Raw genomic sequence first — 18,289 nt, forward strand, 5'->3', positions numbered from 1 at the left:
GGAGGGGATTAAGTCGTAATGAGCACAGGTGTGCCTGAAACGACTTAATCCCCTCCGTCCCCTTTTTTCAGCTCAGGTGCTTGCGCCTTGCGTGGATCCACGGCACGGCCAGTGCTGCGATGGCGCCGCCGGCGAAGCCCAGCGAGGCGGCAACCGTGGCGGCTTCGACGGCCCCGGGCAGCGCCAGCGCCGCAGCCACCAGCAGCAGCGACGGCAGGCCGACGAAGGTGCCCAGGAAGAAATGCCAACGCGGTGACCAGGTATTGAGCTGCAGCAGGCTGACCGGCTGCCAGGCTTCAGATGCGGCCTCTTCGGTGATCTTCGCCACGGCCTTGGCCAGATCCACTTCCGGCAGCGCGCGCCCCAGGCGGGCGGTCGCCAGCAGTTCGGCCACGGCCTCCACCGGTGGGAAGCTGGACGGCCACGCCACCGGGGCGGGCACGCCGTAAGCGGTCAGCAGCGGCACGCTCAGCCACGGCGCCACCAGCGGGCGCATGCGGCGGCGGCCATGCACGCACCAGATCTGCGGCTGTCCCTGCGCGGTGACGTTGTACAGCGCCAGTTCGTTGGCGGGCGGATAACCCAGCATGGTCACCCGCGCCGCCAGACTGTCCTGGCCCATCGCACGCAGGAAGCCCGGGCGGCTGCGCCCTTCCTGCATCCACGCCAGGCCCAGCGCGCCGACCAGCCAGGCCTCGGCGACGTCCTTGCTGCCCGCCGTGGCGCGCTCGTCACTGGCCAGGTACCACGCCAACGACTTCGGCTCGGTGACATCCTCCAGGCCCCATCGGCTGTCATCCCCCAGCACGTGCCGCACCGGCAGACGGGCAGGCGCGGTTTCGCCACGCTCCCCGGTCTGCAGGAACGGCAGCACGCCCCGGATGAAGGTGGACAGCTCGATCGCGCGCGCGCCATGGCCCTGCCATTCCGGCGGCAGCAGTCCGGCCAGCTGGCCTTCGGCGGCCAGCGCATCAAGGCGCGCCTTCTGCTCGACCAGTTTCTGCACCGCACCCTTCAGCACCACGTTGTCGGGCAACGCGATCTGCGGCAGGCGGTGGCGGGGCGGGGCCAGTTCGACAGTTTCCTCGCCGGTGCCGGCGTCGTCCAACAGGGTTTCCTGTGCCGGCAAAGTCACGCCCTCGCCTGCCCCACCCTCGGCCAGGTGGCTGGCAGGTTCGGGCAATCGTTCGGCGTGGTCGCTGTGCATGGGCGTTCCGGTAGGTAGCATCGACGGGATGTCGACTGAGGTCCTTGCCGGTAACGGCGAGCGCGTTGCGAAGTTGAGATGCCGATTCAGGGAGTGTGACGGCGCGCGCAGTAGAGCCACGCCATGCGTGGATGCGACCCGGCATCAGTGCCGGCCAGCGGTCGGCACCCACCGGGGTAGGCGGCCAGCGGTCGGCCCCCACCACAGCTGCCGGCCAGCGGCCGGCACTACCCTACTCCGGTTTATCAGGTGCCCACTGCTTGAGGAACGCGCTCACCCGCGCAGGCTGGAAGGCTTCGCCCCTGCGCAGTTCGCCGGTGGCCTGCGAGACCAGCAGGCTGCCATCGGCGTCCAGTACCAGCAGGTGCGGGTAGTCGCGCTCCATCACCGGGAACTGGGCGAAGAAGGCGGTGTTGGGCTGTTCGTCGCTGGCGTTGACCTTCACCCACACGTAGTGGGCGTCGCGGAAGCGGCGCAGGTCGCCGTTGCCCTCGACCATTTCGTCCAGCGCCCGGCAGCGATCGCAGGCGGCGTTGCCGATCTCGAGCAGGATGCGCTTCTTGCCGCGCTGGGCTTCCACCTTGGCGGTGGCCAGGTCATCGGCGGGGTCGCGGGCCGGGTCGAACTGCGCGCCGAGCCCGGCGATGGCGGCAATGTCCGCCGCCACCGGGGTGTTGCCCGAGGCCACCGGTTCGCTGGGGTCAGCGACCGGCGGCTCGGTGGGCCGGGTATCCAGGGGCTGCGTGGGCTCGGCGGTGGCAGGCGGTTGCGGTTGGGAACAGGCGCCGATCAGCGCCGCACAGACCACCACCATTGCACCACCGAGCTTGCTGCGCATGCCTTCTACCCTCGCTTCATTACTTGACGCCGTGCATCAGCTTGTTGATCAGCGGGGCGATCAGGAACAGCACCACGCCGGAGCCGATCAGGGCCCAGAACCCGAAGGTATACCCCTTCAGGGCCGACTCGACCGTCATGCCGCCTTCACCACTGACCACACCAGCGAAGATGCCCGACAGGTTGTTGCCGATGCCGGTGGACAGGAACCAGCCGCCCATGCCGAAGCCGACCAAGCGCACCGGGGCCAGCTTGGTCACCATCGACAGGCCGATAGGCGACAGGCACAGCTCACCCACCGACTGGATGACGTAGACCATGAACAGGGTCCAGAACGGGATCTTGCCGTCCACCACCATCTGCGACAGGGCGAACATCAGCAGCGCGAAGGCGGCGCCGTTGAACAGCAGGCCCAGGCCGAACTTGCGCGGGATGGACGGATTGGCGCGGCCCATCGCCACCCAGATCCAGGCGATGACCGGGGCCAGGGTGATGATCGCCACCGAGTTGACCGACTGGAACCACGCGGTCGGGAAGGTCCAGCTGCTGAACTGGCGGTTGACGATGTTCTCGGCCAGGAAGGTGAACGAGCTGCCGGCCTGCTCGAAGAACATCCAGAACATCACGTTGAAGGCGAAGATGATCAGCATGGCGATCACGCGGTCGCGCTGCACCTTGCCTTCGCGGATGCCCTCGACCAGCAGCAGGATGGCCAGCGCGGTGAACATCGCGCCGAGGATCCAGGCCAGCGCGGTGGCGCCGGTGGCCAGCAGGAAGTACGCGACCGGGATGGCGACCACGGCACCGGCCAGCACCATGATGATGCGGCCGAAACCTTCCGCGCCGGCCGGCGGTGCGCCGATGCCCTTCAGGCCGGCACGACCGATGTAGAACCACACCAGCGAGATCAGCATGCCCACGCCCGAGGCGATGAACACGACCTTGTAGGACGGCATCGCATCGGTACCGAACACCTTGCGGGCCAGGTACTCGGTCAGCACCGGGGCGATCATCGCGCCGATGTTGATGCCCATGTAGAAGATGGTGAAGCCCGAATCGCGGCGCTCGTCCTTCAGGCCGTACAGCTTGCCGACCATGGTCGAGATGTTGGGCTTGAACAGACCGTTGCCGACGATGATCGTGGCCAGGCCGAGCTTGAAGATGTGCTCCTGCGGAAGCGAGATCATGAACAGGCCGGCGGCCATGATGATCGCGCCGGTCAGGATCGAGCGCTGGTAGCCCAGTACCCGGTCGGCCACGTAGCCGCCGAAGATGGCCGCGGCGTACACCAGGGCCAGGTAGGCGCCATAGATGCGGCTGGCGTCGCCTTCACCGGCAGCGCTGCCGTTGTAGAACTGGGCAACGATGTAGAGCACCAACGCCCAGCGGATGCCGTAGAACGCAAAGCGTTCCCAGAACTCGGTCATGAACAGCATCCACAACGGGCGCGGGTGGCCCAGCGTGGTCTTGAAGTCCGGCAGTGCCGGCTCTGGGGTGTTCGCAGTGGCGTTTACGCTCATGCGGATTTCCTGGTTCGGTGGATGACGAGCACGTCCGCTGTGCAGTTGGAGCAACGCGCGAGGATCACCGACTTCTGGCGTTCACGTCAAATACACGCCGTTTGAGGCAGGTGGCAGCCTGCTCCCTGAACTTGCATCTGAAACGATCCAGCCGCGGGCCGGGAACCAAGCTGAATGGGGATCAGCCCAGCGCTGCCGGGGGCGCGGCCTGCAGGCTGGTGCGCACCTGGAACAGCTCGGGGAAGAAGGTCAGTTCCAGCGCCTTGGCCAGGAAGCCCACGCCGGACGAACCGCCGGTGCCACGCTTGAAGCCGATCACCCGCATCACGGTGCGCATGTGTCGGAATCGCCACAGCTGGAAAGCCGTCTCCAGGTCCACCAGGTCCTCGCACAGCGCATACTCGCGCCAGTAGCGGTCGGTGTCCTGGTAGATGCGCTCGAAGACCGGCTGCAATGCGTCGTCGGCCACGTGTGGCTGGGTCCAGTCGTGGGCCTCGTAGACCGCCGGCACGGCATGGCCGAAGCGGGCCAGGTACTTCAGGAATTCCTCGTACAGGCTGGGCGCCTCCAGCACGGTGCGCAGCTGCGCCTGCCCGGCCGGGTCATGCTCGAACACCTGCAGCATCTGCGCGTTCTTGTTGCCCAGCAGGAATTCGATGTAGCGGTACTGCAGCGACTGGAAGCCCGACGACGGGCCCAGCACGTCGCGGAAGCCCATGTACTCGGACGGGGTCAGCGTTTCCAGCACCGACCATTGCTCGGTCAGCTGGCGCAGCACCTGCTTGCTGCGCGCCAGCACCTTGCGGCACTGCCAGACTTCATCGCGCTGCAGGAAGCCGATTGCGGCACGCAGCTCATGGCCCAGCAGCTTCAGCCACAGCTCCGAGGTCTGGTGCTGGATGATGAAGAGCATCTCGTCATGGTGCGGCGGGCTGGACAGCGGCTGCTGCGCGCTGAGCAGCTGGTCCAGCCGCAGGTAGCCGCCGTAGGTCAGGCGTCCCTGCAGGTCGGTGTGGATGCCGGCTTCGAGATCGCGTTGGTTGTTGTCGACGGACATGGGCGGGACCAGATCGGGGGCGGCAAGGGTAGCGCGTTGCCGCCGCGCTGGCAGCCGCCCGGTCCATACCGGGGCGTGCGGCTGGCCGTGGAGCATCGGCCGACCACCGGCCTGCGCGTGGAACCGTCCGCGCCGTTGTACCGGCAGTCAGCCAGAGGCGTATTCTGATGCTTTGCAGCAACGACTGAATACGTTGTTGTTATTGGCCCCCACCCGCCGGCAGGGGTAAAACGGGGAATCTCCGTGTTGCGGCGCAGGAAGGCTATTCCGTACGCGTTCCTTAACATGGCGATTCATATCATTTGTAACTTCTCTGTCGAAGGTGCAGTACGCAATGACGGTTGCCGCTGAATTCAAGATCGAATACCTGCAGTACCTGGACACGGACGGCACGCTCGTCCGTGACGACCTGCCCGTGTCGCTGCGCGACCCCAAGGTCCTGGTACCGCTGTTCAAGCAGATGCTGTTCGTACGCACGTTCGACAGCAAATCCATCGCGCTGCAGCGCACCGGCAAGCTCGGCACCTATGCCGCCTGCCTGGGCCATGAAGCCGCGCACGTGGGTATCGGCGCGGCGATGCAGAAGGACGACGTGTTCGCGCCTTCGTACCGCGAGTATGGCGCGATGTTCATGCGTGGCGTGCGCCCGCACGACGTGCTGATGTACTGGGGCGGCGACGAACGCGGCAACGATTACGGCGGCAACGCGACCAGGGACTTCCCGTTCTGCGTGCCGATTTCCACCCAGTGCCTGCATGCGGCAGGTGCCGCGCTGAAGTTCAAGCTCAACAAGGAACCGCAGATCGCCGTGGCCGTGTGCGGCGACGGTGGCAGCTCCAAGACCGACTTCTACGCGGCACTGAACTCGGCCGGCGCCTACAAGCTGCCGCTGATCCTGTGCATCGTCAACAACGGCTGGGCCATCTCGGTGCCGCGTTCGGCCCAGACCGGTGCCGAAACGCTGGCGCAGAAGGGCCTGGCGGGCGGCCTGCACTGCCTGCAGGTGGACGGCAACGACCTGATCGCGGTGCTGGCGGCAATGGAACAGGCGCGCGAACGTGCGCTGGCCGGCGACGGTGGCACCGTGCTGGAACTGATGACCTACCGCCTGTCCGACCACACCACCGCTGATGACGCGCGCCGCTACCGCGACGATGCCGAAGTGAAGGATGCCTGGCAGCGCGAGCCGATGCTGCGCCTGCGCAAGTACCTGATCAACGCCGGGGTGTGGAGCGAGGAAGAAGAAGCCGCCTGGACCGCCGAGTGCGGCGCGCGCGTGGACGAGGAAGTGAACCTGTACCTCAACACGCCGGTGCAGCCGGTCGAGGCGATGTTCGACTTCCTGTATGCCGATCCGCCGCCGGACCTGCTGGCCCAGCGTGCCCAGGCGATCGCCCTGGAGAAGCGCCATGGATGAGATCAAGAACGGCGCGCCCGGCGCGCACACCAACGCCGCCGACAGCGCTGCAGTCGCGCGCGGAGATGACAGCATGACCACCACCCCGATCACCCTCATCGAAGCCATCACCCAGGCGCTGGCCTGGGAGCTGGAACACGATCCGTCGGTGCTGGTGCTGGGCGAGGACGTGGGCGTCAACGGCGGCGTGTTCCGCGCCACTGCCGGCCTGCAGCAGCGCTTCGGCTCGGACCGCATCCTCGACACCCCGCTGGACGAAACCACCATCGCCGGCCTGACCATCGGCCTGGCCGCACAAGGCATGAAGCCGGTGGCCGAAGCCCAGTTCGATGGCTTCATGTACCCGATGGTCGACCATATCGTCTGCCACGCCGCACGCCTGCGTTACCGCACGCGTGGCCGCCTGCACTGCCCGATGGTGCTGCGCGTGCCGTGGGGCGGTGGCATCCGCGCGCCGGAACACCACAGCGAAGCCAACGAGGCGATCTTCACCAACGTGCCGGGCCTGCGCGTGGTGCTGCCGTCGTCGCCGCAGCGTGCCTACGGCCTGCTGCTGGCCGCGATCCGCGAGCCGGATCCGGTGATCTACATGGAGCCCAAGCGCATCTACCGCCAGTACAAGGAAGTGGTCGTCAACGACGGCGAAGCCTTGCCGCTGGACGTCTGCTTCGTGCTGCGCGACGGCACCGACGTGACCCTGGTGACTTGGGGCGCGCAGGTGAAGGAAGCCCTGGAAGCGGCCGACAAGCTGGCCGGGGAAGGCATCAGTGCCGAAGTCATCGACGTGGCCACGCTGCGCCCGCTGGACTTCGCCACCATCGCCGAATCGGTGGCCAAGACCGGCCGCTGCGTGATCGTGCAGGAGGCCCCGAAGACCGCGGGCTTCGGCGCCGAGATCGCCGCGCGCCTGGCCGAGGAATCGATCTACGACCTGCTGGCCCCGGTCGAGCGCGTCACTGGCTACGACACCCACATTCCGCTGTTCCGCCTGGAAATGAAGTACCTGCCGAGCGTTGAGCGGATCGTGGCGGCGGCCAAGCGCGCGGTGGCGGCCGGCTGACATGCGGGCCCGCCTTCTGGGGGCTTACCGCAGCCAGTATCCCAACCCGCTCCGGTTCCACACCGGCCAGATCGTCGAAGTAGGTGTACGTGACGAGGAATGGCCGGCGTTTGCCTGGGTACGCACCAACGATGGGCGCGCTGGATGGGCGCCCATCGCCTGGTTGCAGCTGCTGGACGAGGGTCGCGCCGAAGCCCTGTGCGACTACGACGCCCGCGAGCTGGATGTGGAAAGCGGCGAGATGGTGAAGCTTCATCACGAACACGGCGGGTGGTGGTGGTCCGAGCGCGCCAATGGCGCGACGGGTTGGCTGCCGGCCCGCGAACTGGAACTGCTGGAAGAGAACTGCAAATGAGCCAGACCAAGAACTTCAACCTGCCCGACCTGGGCGAAGGCCTGCCGGACGCGACCATCGTCGAGTGGTTCGTCAAGGAAGGCGATGTGATCAAGCTGGACGAGCCGCTGGTGTCGATGGAGACCGCCAAGGCCGTGGTGGAAGTGCCCTCGCCGTTCTCCGGCAAGGTGCTGAAGCTGTCCGGCGCTGCCGGCGACATCATCCCGACCGGTTCGGTGCTGGCCAGCTTCGAACTGGACCCGAACCTGCCGCAGCGCGCCGATGGCCAGGACACCGGCCACAGCCATGGTCACGCCGCACCGGCGGCGCCGGCTGCCGCACCGACCCCGCCGCCGCTGCCGGCTGCGGCCGCTCCGGTTGCCGCCGAGGACGCCAAGCCCGCCGCGGCCGAGCGTGACGACGCCGGTACCGTGGTCGGCGCGATGCAGAGCTCCAATGCCGTGCACGCCGAGCAGGCGCTGGCCGTCGGTGGCGTCAAGGCCGTGCCGGCCGTGCGTGCGATGGCGCGCAAGCTGGGCGTGGACCTGAGCCGCGTGGCCGCTACCGGCACCGATGGTGCGGTGACCATGGCCGACGTCAAGCAGGCCGCCGCCAACGGCACCGCCAAACTCGGCGCCGCCCCGGCACCGGTTGCCGCCGCGTATGCCGCCCCCACCCCGGCGCAGGTGTCTGCCCCGGTGCAGAGCGAAGCCCGCACCCCGCTGTCTGCGGCCGGCAAGCCGATGCGCACCCAGCCGCCGGGCGTGGTCGCCAAGGGCCAGCCGGAACCGCTGAAGGGCGTGCGCCGCAACATGGCCCGCGTCATGGCCGATGCGCACAGCAAGGTCGTGCCGACCACGCTGAACGACGACGCCGACATCCACGCCTGGCTGCCGGGCAACGACGTCACCGCCCGCCTGGTTCGCGCCATCGTCATTGCCGCACAGAAGGTGCCGGCCATGAACGCCTGGTTCGACGGTGAAGCGCTGACCCGCACCCTGCACGCCCAGGTGGACATCGGCATCGCCGTGGACACCGACGACGGCCTGTTCGTGCCGGCCCTGCGCAATGCCGACATGCTCGATGCACGCGGCATCCGCGAAGGCGTCAACCGCCTGCGTGAGCAGGTGGAATCGCGTTCGATCGCCGCCTCGGAACTGAGCGGCTACACCATCTCGCTGTCCAACTTCGGCATGTTCGCCGGCCGCTACGCGACCCCGGTCGTGGTGCCGCCGTGCGTGGCCATCGTCGGTGCCGGCCGTGCCCGCCACCAGATGACCCGGTGATGGGCGGCGTGGAAGCGCACAAGGTAATCCCGCTGTCGGTCACCTTCGACCACCGCGCGGCTACGGGTGGTGAAGCCGCCCGCTTCCTGCGCGCGATGATGGACGACCTGGCGCTGGCCAGCTGATCGGCCCCCTCTGAAACACAGGAAACGCCGGGCAATGCCCGGCGTTTTTTTGTGCCGCTCTATTGTAGAGCCGAGCCCTGCTCGGCTGCCTTGCAATATATCCACGTCATGCGTGGATGAAGGCAAGAAGCAAGCCGAGCATGGGCTCGGCTCCACAGATCGCCTGCGATCAATCGCGCGCGACCATTCCCTCGGCACGGCTGTACACACGCAGGCGATGGCCATCCGGGTCGGCGCCGACGAAGGTGTGGCCGAATTCCAGCGTCACCGGCGCCTGCAGGATCTGCACGCCGAGGGCGCGCCACGCATCGTGCATCTGCTGCACGGCGTCGGGGTTGGCGACCACCATCGCCAGTTCGGCGGCACCGGCCTGCGCGGACACCGGAGGCTGCACGTCATCGCGCTGCCACAGGCCGAGTGCGGCACCATCACCGAGCAGGAACAGCGCAAAGCCGGGCGACTGTTCAACCGGTGGTTTGCCGAGGATGCCACTGTAGAAGGTTGCGCTGGTGGCGACGTCGTGCACGTACTGCAGCAGGGTGCTGGGTGTGAACATGGGGAAGCTCCGTTGTTGGGAGCGTTCATGGTGGTACGGGCCTGCTGACAGATTCTGTCAGCAGATTTGTCTGTCGGTAGAGTCGACTGTTAGTCGACTGCTCTTCCTTCAGCCTGCTTGAAACCCCGCGCTGCGCGCGATAGTCGACTAACAGTCGACTCTCCCCCCGCTCCCCGCTGTTGCTGTGGCTATGAGCGATCCAGCCAGTCGGGTGCAATGCCCTGGGCCTTCTGCCAGCGCCGCAGCAGGGTGGCGCGCGGCACGCGGTAGCAGTCCTCCAGCACACGCACCTGGCGGATGCGATCCAGCCGGAAATGGCGGAAATCCTCGCGGTGCTCGCACCACGCCGCCAGCATCGGCACCTCATCGAAGTAGCCCAGCGCGAACGGCCAGACGACGCGCGCGCTGCGCTGGCCGTGCGCATCCTCGTAAGCGAACTTCAGGCGCTGCTGCGATCCCACGGCTTCGCGCACGGCCTGCAGACGCGCGGGGGAACCTTGCTCCCCGCGCGCGAAGGGCCAACGCGCAGGCCACTGTCACGCAATGCCTCGCGGCGTGCCGCGGGCAACACATGGGCGATACGCGCCAGGGCATCACGTGCGGCCTCGGCCAGCGCCGGCTCGGTGCGCGCGGCGACCCAGCGCAGGCCCAGCACCAGCGCGTCGATCTCGGCCGGTGGCAGGGTCATGGGAGGCAAGGTATCGCTGGGTGCCAGCTGGTAGCCGACGCCGGCCTCGCCACGCAGGTCGGCGCCCTGCTCGCGCAGGGTCTCGATATCGCGGTACAGCGTGCGCAGGCTGATGCCCAGCGCTTCGGCCAGCGCCTGCCCGGCCACCGGCCGTCGATGACGGCGCAGCAGCTGCAGCAGCTGGGTCAGGCGCAGCGCTCGCGACATCAGCCGACCAGCGTGCTCGACGCCACCACGTGCTCGCCCGGCTGCGGGGCCAACGCAGCCTCGACCAGCGCCCTGGCAATCTCGGTGGCCGGATTGATCCGCCACGCACGCGGCAACACCGGCCCCAAAGCACCCAGCACCGTCAGTGCCAGGCGTTCGCCGCGACGCACCTCGTTGCGCTCGCCCCCGATCAGCCCTGGGCGGACCAGGGTCAACGAGTTGAATCCCAGCGCGCGCAGGTCACGCTCCAGCTCGCCCTTCACCCGGCTGTAGAAGATCGACGACTGTGGATTGGCGCCGGCTGCGGAGTTCAGCACAAAGGCCTGCGCACCCTGCGCCTGCGCCAGGCGGGCGAACGCCAGCGGATAGTCGTGGTCGATACGGTGGAAGGCATCGCGGCTGCCGGCCTGGGCGATGGTGCTGCCCAGCGCGCAGATGACCGCGTCAACGCGCGCCCATTCTGGCGAAGTGGGCAACGCGTCGAATGCCAGCACCGGGTTCTCCAGCTTCCCGTGAGTCAACGCCAGGGGGCGGCGGGTCGGGGCAACCACGGCGCTGCAGCGCGGGTCGTCCAGCAGCCTGCGCAGGGTCAGCCCGCCGACCAGGCCGGTCGCCCCCAGCAACATCACGCGCATCACCACCTCCACTGCGGCATCCTGTCGCCCATCCTAGCCGTTCAAGCCCTCGGCGGCCGCGCCGATATGCTGGAACCAGTCCCTGCCAGCCCCAGGATTCGCTCCATGACGGACCAGCCCGACCACCGCCCTGCCCCCGGTACCGCCCTTGGGCCGCCGGCACGCGTGCGCGCGGTGGTGGACGATGGGCGGGGTGACCGCGTAGTGCTGCAGGGCGGCGGTGGCGTGGCGCTGCAGCAGCTGTTCGCAGGCGCCGATGCGCCGGAACCGCTGCTGGCGGCGTTCGCCAACGGCATGGCCACCCTGCCCGGCGAACTGGGCGACATGGGCGACCGCCTGCAGTCCGCACAGGCCAGCGCCGATTGGCCGCGCTATGGGCGCGCGATGCGGCAGCTGATCGACAAGTACATCCGCACCATCGAGCAGCATTCGCCGGACGGGCAGCCGGAAAGCCTGCGCCTGTCCGAGCAGCTGCGGCTGCTGCTGGGCGGTGCGGTGGTGGCCCTGCTGCAGCACGACCCGGACCTGCGCGAGCAAGCGCAGGCGCTGGCCCTGCGCCTGCGCCAATGGCAGCCGGGCACGGCCCTGGAACCCATCGAACAGGGCGTGCGCGAACTTGGCCACCAGGTCGGCGTGCGTGCCGAAAGCTGGCAGGAGCAGCAGGCGCTGCTGCTGGAGCTGTTCGCGCTGCTGCTGGAGAACGTCAGCGAACTGCTGGATGACCGCAGCTGGCTGCAGGGCCAGATCGCGGCGGTACGCCAGTTGCTGGACGGTCCGTTGGAAGCGGAAGCGGTCGAGCGCACCCGGGCCGAACTGCGCGAAGTGATCTACAAGCAGGGGCTGCTGCGCCAGGGCATCGACGATTCGAAGGCGGCGATGCGCGGGTTGATGGGCGAGTTCATCGAGCGCATGGATGGCATGGCCACCAGCACCGGCGAATACCACGACCGCATCGGCAGCTACGCGTTGCAGCTGCGCGAGGCGCGCAGCATCGCCGATCTCAACCAGCTGCTGCAGGAGGTGATGCGCGATACAGGCAAAGTGCAGCAGCAGGCCGCACAGGCCCGCGATCACCTGGCCAATGCGCGGCAGGAAGTGGAGCGCGCAGAGCAGCGCATTGCCGAGCTGGAGCAGGAACTGCGCGCCGCTGGTGACCTGGCACGCATCGATCCACTGACCCAGGCGCTGAACCGCCGTGGCCTGGACGAACTGCTGGAGCGCGAGCTGGCCCGCGCCGCACGCAACAACTCACCGCTGGGCGTAGCGGTGATCGACCTGGATGATTTCCACCAGACCAATGACGCGCATGGGCATGCCGGTGGCGATGCGCTGCTGCAGCACCTGGTGGCCGTGTGCAAGCTGCTGCTGCGCGCCACCGACGGCATCGCACGGCTGGGCGGCGACGAGTTCGTGCTGGTGCTGCCGGAAACCCAGGGCGCCGACAGCATGGCCACCGTGCAGCGCCTGCAGCGCTCGCTGGCCCATCGCGTGCTGACCGTGCAGGACCAGCGCGTGCCGGTGCATTTCAGCGCCGGGCTGGCGCAGTGGCAGCCCGGTGACGATACCGAAACCCTGCTGCGGCGTGCCGATGACGCGCTGTATGCGGCCAAGCGGCAGGGCAAGAACCGGGTGCAGGCGGGGTGATCGTGGAATGGGGTCAGATCCCTTTTCCAACGGGAAAAGGGATCTGACCCCGAGGGTCTACGGGCTTATTTACCGCGCAGCTTCTGGAACCCGGTCACCGCTGCCAGCACGATGGCGCCGGCGATGATGCCGACCACCATGTTGCCCACCGCGCTCACCAGCCAGCCCCACTGCCCTTCGCCGCCCAGCGCCTGCACCGCGTGGTGCAGGGCCGGCACGTTGTGCACGAGGATGCCGCCGCCGACCAGGAACATGGCGATGGTGCCGGCCACCGACAGGAACTTCATCAGCCACGGCGCCGACGCCACCAGCCCGCGACCGAAGGCGGCAATGGCACCGCCCTTGCGCGACAGGTACAGCCCAGCGTCATCGAGCTTGACGATGCCCGCCACCAGTCCGTAGACGAACACGGTCATCGCCAGTGCGACCACGCTCAGCGTGAGGATCTGGTTGGTGAACGACGCAGTGGCGACCACGCCCAGGGTGAGCACGATGATCTCGGCCGAAAGGATGAAGTCGGTGCGGATCGCGCCCTTCACCTTGTCCTTCTCCCACGCGACCATGTCCACCTGCGCGTCAGCCAGCGCCTTGCGGCGTTCGGCCTGGCGTTCGGCATCGTCGTCGGAGGAATGCAGGAAGCGGTGCGCCAGCTTCTCCACGCCTTCGAAGCACAGGAAGGCACCGCCGATCATCATCAGCGGCACGATCAGCGGCACGTTCCAGCCGCGGCTGCGCAGCCAGGCTTCCAACGCACTGATCGCCAGGGCCGCCGGCACCAGGATCACCTTGTTGACCAGCGAGCCCTTGGCCACCGCCCACACCACTGGCAGCTCGCGGTTGGCGTTGACCCCGGTCACCTGCTGCGCGTTCAGCGCCAGGTCGTCGCCCAGCACACCGGCGGTCTTCTTCGCGGCGACCTTGGTGAGCACCGAGACATCGTCGAGCAGGGAGGCGATATCGTCGAGCAGGGCGAACAGGCTGGCACCGGCCATGGGGCGTCCAAGAGAGGGAATGCGCCGATTCTGACCGATCCGCCGGTCTCTGCGATAGCCGCGGGGTTCACCGCATGCCCACCTTCCCCCGGCGACACTGCCGAATCCGGACATTGCCGGCCAGCGGCCGGCACTACCGTCCTTGCCGCATGGGAGTTCCGCTTGAGCAATCCGCCCACCGCCAATGGCAATCCCCCGCTGGTCAAAGGCATGAACCGGCGCAGCCAGATCCTGCGCCTGCTGATGCGCTACCGCCATTCGGGCGTTTTCTCGGGCATGAACCTGGACGTCGCCAGCAACCAGGCCGACGTGCCCGCCGATGGCAACCCGGAGCAGTTCGTCAGTGACCTGGAGGCCTTGGGGCCGACCTTCGTCAAGCTGGGCCAGATGCTGTCCACCCGCCCGGACATGGTACCGGTGGAGTTCGCCACCGCCCTGGAACGCATGCAGGAAAAGGTGGCGCCGATCCCGGTCGAGCGCATCCACGCCATCATCGAGCAGGAGCTGGGCGTGGGGGTTAGCAAGCTGTTTGCCTCGTTCGATCCCGAGCCGTTGGGCTGTGCGTCGATCGCGCAGGTGCATCGCGCGGTGCTGCATGATGGCCGCCAGGTGGCGGTGAAAGTGCAGAAGCCTGAGGTGGCCGCGCAGCTGCGCTCGGACCTGGAAGCGCTGCGCAGCTTTGCGCTGGCCGCCGATCACCTGACCCAGGTGGGCCGCCGCGTGCGCCTGCGCGATTGGCTCAACGAGTTCGCCAAGACCCTGATGCAGGAGCTGGACTACCACGCCGAGGCCGAGAATCTGGCCCGCTTCGGACGGCATCTGCGGCCCTTCCGCCGCCTGTGGGTGCCGCAGCCGATCTGGGACTACAGCAGCCAGCGCGTGCTGACCATGGAGCTCGCCACCGGCGTGCGCGTGGATGCGATCTCTGGCGTGCGCCGCACCGAGCAGGACATGGATCCGCTGGCAGCGGCGCTCATCCGCGGCTATCTGGACCAGATCTTCGTGCATGGCGAGATCCATGCCGACCCGCACCCGGGCAACCTGCGGGTGATGCCCGATGGCCGGCTGGCGATCTTCGACCTGGGCATGGTCGCGCACATGCCGCCGCGCCTGCGCGAGCGGCTGCTGAAGATCCTGTTCGCCGCCGTCGATGGCCGCGGCGAAGAGGTGGCCGACGATCTGATCAGCATCAGCACGCGGCTGGAGGCCTTCGACGAAGAGCGCTACCTGCGTGAGACCGGCCAGCTGATCGCGCGCTACGCCGCCAGTGGCAGCTTCTCGGAAGGCCGCGTGGTGCTGGACATGGTGCGCATCGCCACCGCCTGCGGCCTGCGCACGCCGCCGGAACTGAGCCTGCTGGGCAAGGCCCTGCTCAACCTGGAAACCGTGTGCCGGCTGCTGGCACCGGAGCTGGACACGCGCCGCATCGTCGAGCGCCAGCTGCAGCACGTGATGCGCGCGCGCCTGAAGAAATCCCTGTCGGCGGCCAACATCGCCAGCGAGGCGATGGAGCTGCAGCAGCTGCTGCGCGATGGGCCGCGCAAGCTGTCGGACATCATGGCGCTGCTGGCCGAGAACCGCCTGCAGATGAAGGTGACCGGGCTGGAAGAATCGCGGTTGATGGAGAACCTGCAGAAGATCGCCAACCGCGTGGCGGCCGGCATCATCAGCGCCGCGTTGATCATGGCTGCGGCAATGATGATGAAGATCGACACCGGCTGGCACCTGTTCGGCTATCCCCTGATCGCACTGATACTGCTGCTGATCGGCGTGGTGCTGGGACTGGGCATCGTCACCAGTGCATTGCTGTTCGATCGCCGCGCGCGGGCACGCGAGGAACGCGGGCACCGCTGATGCATTGGCGAAAAAGCCGCGTATTCATGCGGTTTTTAATGCAATCCAACGAAGCCTTTCACGCTCGTTTTACCTTCGCGGCGTGATCGCGCGCGCGTCATTCCAACAAACATTTCAGTCAGGTTCGTGCATGCACTATCGGGTCATCGGCCTGTCATGTGGATGTGCTTGCAGCAGCGCCGGTCGGATGGACACGCGTCGGTACGACGTCCATCACCACCACCCCGTCACTGCCGAAGCTGCCTATGCTCTGGATACTGCTGCTGTCGTTGTTGCTGCTGTGCTGGCTGTTCCTCGCGTCCGACAAGTGGGTGTGGTGGAAGGCCGGTGCATTCTCGCTGCTACTGCTGATGCTCAGCGCGTGGTGGCTGATCGACAAGCTGTCCGGGGATGGGCTCAACGCCGCCACGCTTTATCACCTCGGCGCCGACATGGAAGGCGCTGGTGTCTCCGACTTCAAGGGCTACATCGCCGGCTTCATCGTGCTGGCGCTGGTCTCGCTGCTGCCGCTGTTTGCCACGCGGGTGAAGCGCTGGCGCCGGCCCGGCCACGGTGGTGCGCTGTTCGCCGGTTTCGCGACCGTGTGGGTGGCCACGATCCTGATCAGTCCGCTGGCCCGTGACGGCCAACGCCTCTACCAGCAGCTGCGCCCGGTCGATTTCGCCCGCATCGCCCCCGAGTACCAAGTGCCGACGCAGCCGTTGCAGCGCCCGCGCAACATCGTATGGATCTACGGCGAGAGCCTGGAACGCACCTATCTGGACGAGGCCGTGTTTCCCGGCCTGATGCCCAACCTCAACCGCCTGGCATCCGAGTCGCTGGACGTACGTGGCCTGGCCTCGGCCGAAGGCAGCGGTTGGACCATCGCCGGCCTGGTGTCGTCAATGTGTGGCGTGCCGCTGACCACCTCGCAGGGCGACGAGAACAGCATGGACCGCATGGGCAGTTTCCTGCCCAAGGCGGTGTGCCTGGGCGACTACCTGAAGCAGCAGGGCTACACCAACCATTACCTGGGCGGCGCCAACGGCCAGTTCGCCGGCAAGGGCCAGTTCCTGGCCAGCCATGGCTTTGACGAAGTGCATGACCTGGCATGGTTCAAGCAGCAGAAGAAGATCGGCCGCATCCACTACTCGGCCTGGGGCGTGCACGACGACGTGCTGCTGGACACCGCCTACCAGCGCTTCGAGCAGCTCTCACGCGCCGGTTCACCGTTCATGCTGACCACGCTGACCATGGACACCCACCACCCGGCGGGCCACCTGCCGGTGTCGTGCAAGGGCGAGCGCTACCGGAGCGGGTACGGCAACATCGGCCTGCTCAATGCACTCAAGTGCACCGACCGCCTGATCTCACAGCTGGTCGAGCGTATCCAGGCCAGCCCGTATGGGAAGGACACGCTGATCGTGATCGCCTCCGACCACCTGGCGATGCCCAACGACCTCAGCCACGTGCTGGCCAAGCAGAAGCGCGAGAACCTGCTGCTGTTCCTCGGCGACGGCATTGCCCCGCAGCAGCTCAGTGCCGACGCTGGCACCACCCTGGATTCCGGTGCGACCCTGCTCAGCCTGCTGGACCCGAACCTGAAGACGATGGGCTTTGGCCGCTCGCTGATCGACCCGCAGCGCGCGCCCAGTGCCAGCGTGGCCGCGCGGCGCGATGATGGCCGCGACTACCCGCAGTACCTGGCCTTCGCCCGTTCGCTGTGGCTGGGCCAGCCGACCCGCGAACTGAAGATCGATGGCGATGACCAGGTGGTCGTTGGCCTGCAGCACGTGCAGCCGCCGGTGCTGCTGGAGTACGACAAGGAGTGGGGCTTGAAGTCGGTGTACCTGGAAAACACCTCGCGCCAGTTCGATGATGCCAACCCGGACAACACCCTGGCCTACGTCGACCGTTGCACCGCGTTCGAGGACGGCTCGGCCGATGGTGACTGGTGCGCCCTGCTCGTCAACCGCGACAACGGCTTCAAGCTGTACCGCGACAACGACCTGCGCGGTGGCATCGCGGTGGATGCACCGCTGGATACGCTCCAGGGCCCGCGCCCGAGCGTGCGCCAGGCACACATGATCACCCAGAAGGGACGCCGTACGCGTGCCGGCCAGTACATGCTGCAACTGGTGGCGAGCACGCGCCCGGACCGCGGTTTCTGGATCGAAGCGGTGTCCTCGCAGCGCAAGGTGGTACTGGCCCAGCAGTGGGTACAGCCCGATGCCAACGGCAAGATCAACGTGTCGTTCGGGTTGGATCACGAAGTGGACGATCTGGAGATCCGCGCGTGGTTGAACCACGCCGAGAAGCTGGCGGTGGATACGTTCGCACTGGTGCCCTCGCGCAGCCGACCGCGGGGTAGGGCTATTTGCAGGGCTGCGCCCTGCACCCGCTACAAACCGGAGCAACGGCAACAGCAACAGCGTGCATTCCGTGGTTGGGCGGGGCGGTGTCGGAGTGCGGGGACGCCGTAAATCCGTCCCTGGAGGTTGGCAGCCGCATCCATGCGGCTGACACCCCGCACTCCGACACCGCCCCACCTCTGACAGAGTCCTGCGGCTGTCGGTAGGTGCAGACCTTGGTCGACACTTTTGTGAGATATCGAAATCAATCTGGGGTCAGATCCGTTTTCCGGAGGAAAACGGATCTGACCCCAAAAGCAATTCCAAAAGATCGCGGAAAACTGTCGAAGGCGGGGTGGGTCCGGTTGCGGGGGCGTGAGCCGCATGGATGCGGCGACCGAGCTTACATGGGTGAGGGCGCTTCGCTTGCGAAGCACTGCTTCGCAACCGCCCGAACGCGCAGCCGCCAGCGGCTGGGCCGGGCCCCGGAGGGGTACCTGCAGCGGCCCCCGCAACCGGACCCACCCCGCCATCCCACAG

Annotated in this window: 13 protein-coding genes and 3 pseudogenes; 8 read left to right on the forward strand and 8 right to left on the reverse strand. The window is 67.4% G+C overall.

Annotated features, from left to right (window positions below):
* Positions 1-67 precede the first annotated feature (67 nt).
* From DL544_RS19565 to DL544_RS19580, 4 genes are all read right to left on the reverse strand, one after another.
* Entirely contained in the window at positions 68-1,207 is a 1,140-nt protein-coding gene (locus tag DL544_RS19565; protein ID WP_139727868.1) for a hypothetical protein, read from the reverse strand.
* Between the two features lie 232 nt (positions 1,208-1,439).
* Positions 1,440-2,045 (reverse strand): thioredoxin family protein, encoded by a 606-nt coding sequence (locus tag DL544_RS19570; protein ID WP_069138720.1) that lies wholly within the window; start codon positions 2,043-2,045, stop codon positions 1,440-1,442.
* Between the two features lie 19 nt (positions 2,046-2,064).
* Positions 2,065-3,564: a peptide MFS transporter gene (locus DL544_RS19575; RefSeq protein WP_139727869.1), complete on the reverse strand. Its 1,500-nt coding sequence runs from the start codon at positions 3,562-3,564 to the stop codon at positions 2,065-2,067.
* A gap of 181 nt (positions 3,565-3,745) precedes the next feature.
* The gene (locus DL544_RS19580) at positions 3,746-4,621 is read right to left on the reverse strand and encodes a tryptophan 2,3-dioxygenase (RefSeq protein ID WP_005419892.1); all 876 of its coding nucleotides are present in this window, start codon (positions 4,619-4,621) and stop codon (positions 3,746-3,748) included.
* A 334-nt stretch (positions 4,622-4,955) separates the two neighbouring features.
* Here DL544_RS19580 and pdhA point away from each other — a divergent pair, with 334 nt between their 5' ends.
* Genes pdhA through DL544_RS22640 form a run of 5 tightly spaced genes read left to right on the forward strand, consistent with a single transcriptional unit; the run spans position 4,956 to position 8,843 of the window.
* Complete coding sequence (pdhA, locus tag DL544_RS19585) at positions 4,956-6,038, forward strand: pyruvate dehydrogenase (acetyl-transferring) E1 component subunit alpha (RefSeq protein ID WP_139727871.1); 1,083 nt, start codon at positions 4,956-4,958, stop codon at positions 6,036-6,038.
* The gene (locus DL544_RS19590; RefSeq protein ID WP_005419896.1) at positions 6,031-7,098 is read left to right on the forward strand and encodes an alpha-ketoacid dehydrogenase subunit beta; all 1,068 of its coding nucleotides are present in this window, start codon (positions 6,031-6,033) and stop codon (positions 7,096-7,098) included. Before pdhA ends, DL544_RS19590 begins: the two co-directional genes overlap by 8 nt.
* Before the next feature lies 1 nt (position 7,099).
* Positions 7,100-7,453, forward strand: a complete 354-nt coding sequence (locus DL544_RS19595) for an SH3 domain-containing protein (RefSeq protein WP_005411349.1) — start codon at positions 7,100-7,102, stop codon at positions 7,451-7,453.
* Positions 7,450-8,718 (forward strand): dihydrolipoamide acetyltransferase family protein, encoded by a 1,269-nt coding sequence (locus DL544_RS19600; protein WP_479692425.1) that lies wholly within the window; start codon positions 7,450-7,452, stop codon positions 8,716-8,718. Before DL544_RS19595 ends, DL544_RS19600 begins: the two co-directional genes overlap by 4 nt.
* Positions 8,718-8,843: a 2-oxo acid dehydrogenase subunit E2 gene (locus tag DL544_RS22640; RefSeq protein WP_479692426.1), complete on the forward strand. Its 126-nt coding sequence runs from the start codon at positions 8,718-8,720 to the stop codon at positions 8,841-8,843. The genes DL544_RS19600 and DL544_RS22640 overlap by 1 nt, the downstream gene beginning before the upstream one ends.
* Before the next feature lie 169 nt (positions 8,844-9,012).
* Here the strand turns inward: DL544_RS22640 and DL544_RS19605 are convergent, their stop codons facing one another.
* The 3 genes and pseudogenes from DL544_RS19605 to DL544_RS19615 form a co-directional block, all read right to left on the reverse strand.
* A complete protein-coding gene (locus DL544_RS19605) occupies positions 9,013-9,399 on the reverse strand; it encodes a VOC family protein (RefSeq protein ID WP_065197052.1) in 387 nt (128 codons plus the stop codon).
* A 188-nt stretch (positions 9,400-9,587) separates the two neighbouring features.
* Positions 9,588-10,294: pseudogene (locus DL544_RS19610) on the reverse strand (helix-turn-helix transcriptional regulator).
* A complete protein-coding gene (locus tag DL544_RS19615) occupies positions 10,294-10,929 on the reverse strand; it encodes a Rossmann-fold NAD(P)-binding domain-containing protein (protein ID WP_139727873.1) in 636 nt (211 codons plus the stop codon). Before DL544_RS19615 ends, DL544_RS19610 begins: the two are co-directional and overlap by 1 nt.
* A gap of 105 nt (positions 10,930-11,034) precedes the next feature.
* Between DL544_RS19615 and DL544_RS19620 the strand changes: the two genes are divergently transcribed.
* The gene (locus tag DL544_RS19620; RefSeq protein ID WP_005419936.1) at positions 11,035-12,573 is read left to right on the forward strand and encodes a GGDEF domain-containing protein; all 1,539 of its coding nucleotides are present in this window, start codon (positions 11,035-11,037) and stop codon (positions 12,571-12,573) included.
* 65 nt (positions 12,574-12,638) lie between these two features.
* Here DL544_RS19620 and DL544_RS19625 read toward each other — a convergent pair whose 3' ends face one another.
* On the reverse strand, positions 12,639-13,565 hold the full coding sequence (locus DL544_RS19625) for a DUF808 domain-containing protein (RefSeq protein WP_065186531.1): 927 nt from the start codon (positions 13,563-13,565) through the stop codon (positions 12,639-12,641).
* 207 nt (positions 13,566-13,772) lie between these two features.
* Between DL544_RS19625 and DL544_RS19630 the strand changes: the two are divergent.
* Positions 13,773-15,419 (forward strand): annotated as a pseudogene (locus DL544_RS19630) (ABC1 kinase family protein); the annotation flags it as partial.
* A gap of 245 nt (positions 15,420-15,664) precedes the next feature.
* Positions 15,665-17,767, forward strand: a pseudogene (locus tag DL544_RS19635) (phosphoglycerol transferase I); the annotation flags it as partial.
* Positions 17,768-18,289: the final 522 nt, after the last annotated feature.

The sequence above is a fragment of the Stenotrophomonas sp. pho genome, from assembly GCF_006228405.1.
Classification (GTDB): Bacteria; Pseudomonadota; Gammaproteobacteria; order Xanthomonadales; family Xanthomonadaceae; genus Stenotrophomonas; species Stenotrophomonas sepilia.